Genomic DNA, 3374 nt, shown 5'->3' on the forward strand with positions numbered 1-3374 from the left:
AAGTAGCTTAACGAACTTAACTAGGGTGACTGAATTCAGTTGACCAGGTCAAGGCTTATTTTCTATAGGGGGGTTAATCGCTCTTCGAGCTATTGAAATATCGCCTGATTCATAATTAACTGTGTAAAACTGAAAGATTTTTTCTGTAATTTTATTAGCTGTCATCGTCATCACTTTTATTATCCCGGTTAAATTAATTTACTTCAGGTGTTTTTCCAAACCGTAAAGACAAAAAATCTTAGAGAAAATTACGCCTAAAATACAGTTATTAATACTTACCAATGCTTGCTAACACTTGAAAATCATCACTAATAGCTACTGATAGTTAACGCTGATAACAACAGGAAACATGCTCAGCAACAAACTGAACATTGATAGATAATCGCATTTAAACTATATTGCAGTCAGCATATTTGTTTTAATTCTGATTTAGAAATGGAAGCCCAAAAAATTGGACACGAGCTTATGTTGTGTGTCACAGCAACAGCTCTCAATATACCAGCAAGGGCTTTAGAGCATTATTGAAGCGTTTAGGCTGCAAGTATGGAGATAAGGTGCATATTGGGATAATGCCGTTGTTAAACTATTCTTCGGCAGTTAAAACATGACTGGTTATTTAAAGTACCACAGCCTAGACATAAAGATGTGACTAAATATATGAAATATTACAATGTTGACCAGCTGCACTCAGCTAATGCAGATCAGTCGCCAATTGAATATGAAAATTCCTTTAGAAAAGTGCCCGGCTGGAGTTGATCAGAGCACTCTTATAGTCTCGCATAGTTTTTTCCTCTTTACTTTTAATCGAGCAAAAAAGATCCCCCGAGCGTTGTCACGGTCAAATCTATGCGAGCCCCCCAAGCTGAGCTGGGGGGATCAATGTTTAATTATTTTCTAACGACGTAAAATCAGTCGAGAGCTCATCACTATCCATTGCCAAATAGCTAGTCGAGGACGGTAGTGCTAACTGGGCACCATGCTGTTTCACTATTTCCCCTAACTCCATTAAAAGGATCTCCTGCAGATCTAGAAATTCATCAAGACTACGGGTGTTTAGATAAGCCACCACCTCGATATTTAATGAGTATTCACCGTACTCCACAAGATGCACCCGTTGCGGTGAATCCACTGTTCGAGGGTGTGATGCGATATAATGCCTGAAATCATCAATGATCAGTTTGAGCTGCCTCTGAGTGGTTTCAAAGCGCAGACAAAACTTGGTTCTGAACTGATACATGTCACGTTGACTGTAATTAGTAATTTTCATTTTGACCAGGTCAGCATTGGTAACTGTAATAATAGTACGGTTCAATGCCCGAATACGGGTGGAACGAACACCAATAGACTCAACTGTGCCTGAATATTGGCCGATCGAACAATAATCCCCCAACAGAATCGTTTTATCAAAGTACAGAATTGCTCCGCCAATTAAGTTTTCGATCGTTGGACGAATCGCCAGTGCAATGGCCATCCCTCCTAGACTTAAGCCTGTAATGATACCATATACTGGAACACCTAAACGGGATAGACCAAACCCTAATACCAAGGTGGCTAATAAAGCTCCAAACAAGGTTTTAGCGATGGCTACCAAACTGATGTTGCCGCCTTCATTTGATGAGTGGGCAGCGACCAGAACCCATTGGCTAAGGCGCGAACCTAAGATATATGCAATTTGTGCTAATAACGGCCAGAAAGCCAACTCGCCTGCCTGGTGTAAACGAAGCATCAGCATACCTGAAATATTGATTTGATCATTTGTCAGATAAAGAAATCCTTGAATCAAAGCGGCGGCAAGGATAGGCCGTATGAGCGGTAATATTTTGAGTAAGGGAGCACGATAGGTAGCCCAGATACCTAAGCTAAGAAATAGAGTAACTACGGCTAAAGCAACCCATTGCCACACAGCCTGCCCTGCATGCAAAGTCATATAGGATCCAGGCAATGCTTCAATCCATTTAAACCAATACGGAGGTAGCAAGCTGCCCGCACTGGCTGCATAATAGGCGTATAAATCTTGTGATGACTCCCTCAGTGGTGGTAAATGTTTCACTGCAGTGTAATAGTATTCTAAGCGGCTAACAGTTTGACTGCTAAACAAAAAGCGCCCGTCAGGCATACGCAGCAACTCTATAGAGGTATTAGGAAGCCGCCAGCTTGTCTCCTCCCCGGTCACACTATTTTCAGTTTGTAATGTTTTCCAATCGGGTAATGGAGTTCTAGCTAACACTTCTTTCATTAATATTACTGCTTCGATGGCTCGTTCGCTTTTACCTGTACTAGATAGATATGACAAGTCAAAACAATCAGCTGCTTTGAGAAAAAGTAATTCAGCTTTTTCTGCCTGCACACTGGCTTGTTGGCGGTTAAATTGATTAACTGACTTTCGTGCTAATAACAACTGTGCATTAGCCTGTTGAACTAAGCTGTTGAAACTGGTTAGTGTTTCCTGGGGAGAACCTGTTTTAGCAGGTGTTAGTGGAAAATCAATTAAACCTGATGAAGTAGAGTTTGTTCCAGCGACGGCAGAGAAGTTTATCAGAAGCATAAGAGCTGTAGTTATCAATGCTCGTAACCAAATACGCGAAGAAGTCGTCATCAAATATCCTTATTTAGATTTAGCTTAAAAAGGGCGTGCAATCAGGTATCTCTACGGAATACCAATTAAAAATGACATTAATTATATGCATAAAAATAAGCTGGCTCAATTGCGGTTATGCTGTTATTTTCAGATTTAAGGTTAAGATCCCCATTATACAGCTAAAAAACAATACTTCTGTTTATTGAGTTTTATCACCATAAGATGATGCCAATAGCCAGCAAGTCGCCCATCTCAAGAGACCACAGATATTTAGTAGTGCAGCAAACCTTTGCGCGTCGCAGCTCGTTGAGCAGCCGGGACACTTATGACGGTTTAAGTCGTTCAGTTATCGGAAAATTGGATTGATAAAATGCAGCTTCGCTGTTGTTAAACATCTGATCTAAATATGTTTGTCTCCATCTTCTTTTGGAATAAACACTTGCCTTGCCGGCTTGGGTTTATTCCGAAAGAAGATGGAAGTGAGCGGGGGCTGAGTATTATATGTTTGGAAGATAAAATCGTTCAGCAAGCAACTGTGCAGGTGTTAAACCAAATATATGAAACTGACTTTCTTGGTTTCTCATATGGTTTTATGACCCGAACGTGGGCAGCATGATGCGCTAGATGCTCTGCATGTGGCGATTATGAAAAGAAAGGTAAACTGGGTGTTGGATTTGGACATCAGCAAGTTCTTCGATACCGTAGAGCATGGCTGGCTCATCAAGTTCATCGAACACCGAATAGGGGATAAACGCATTATCCGTCTTATTAGGCAATGGATTAAAGTTGGTACTGT

1 protein-coding gene and 1 pseudogene are annotated in these 3374 nt (G+C 40.8%); one reads left to right on the forward strand and one right to left on the reverse strand.

The annotated features are described in order from the left end of the window. Nucleotides 1-467 precede the first annotated feature (467 nt). Nucleotides 468-756, forward strand: a pseudogene (locus G337_RS29300) (IS3 family transposase); the annotation flags it as partial. A 127-nt stretch (nucleotides 757-883) separates the two neighbouring features. Here G337_RS29300 and G337_RS26735 read toward each other — a convergent pair. Further along, nucleotides 884-2596 (reverse strand): mechanosensitive ion channel family protein, encoded by a 1713-nt coding sequence (locus tag G337_RS26735; RefSeq protein WP_051303404.1) that lies wholly within the window; start codon nucleotides 2594-2596, stop codon nucleotides 884-886. Nucleotides 2597-3374 lie beyond the last annotated feature (778 nt).

Source organism: Psychromonas aquimarina ATCC BAA-1526 (assembly GCF_000428725.1).
In the GTDB taxonomy this organism is placed as follows: Bacteria; Pseudomonadota; Gammaproteobacteria; order Enterobacterales; family Psychromonadaceae; genus Psychromonas; species Psychromonas aquimarina.

Coding starts and splice junctions, on each gene's coding strand:
- G337_RS26735 (WP_051303404.1), bottom strand. CDS start 2,596: ATGACGACTTCTTCGCGTATTTGGTTACGAGCATTGATAACTACAGCT.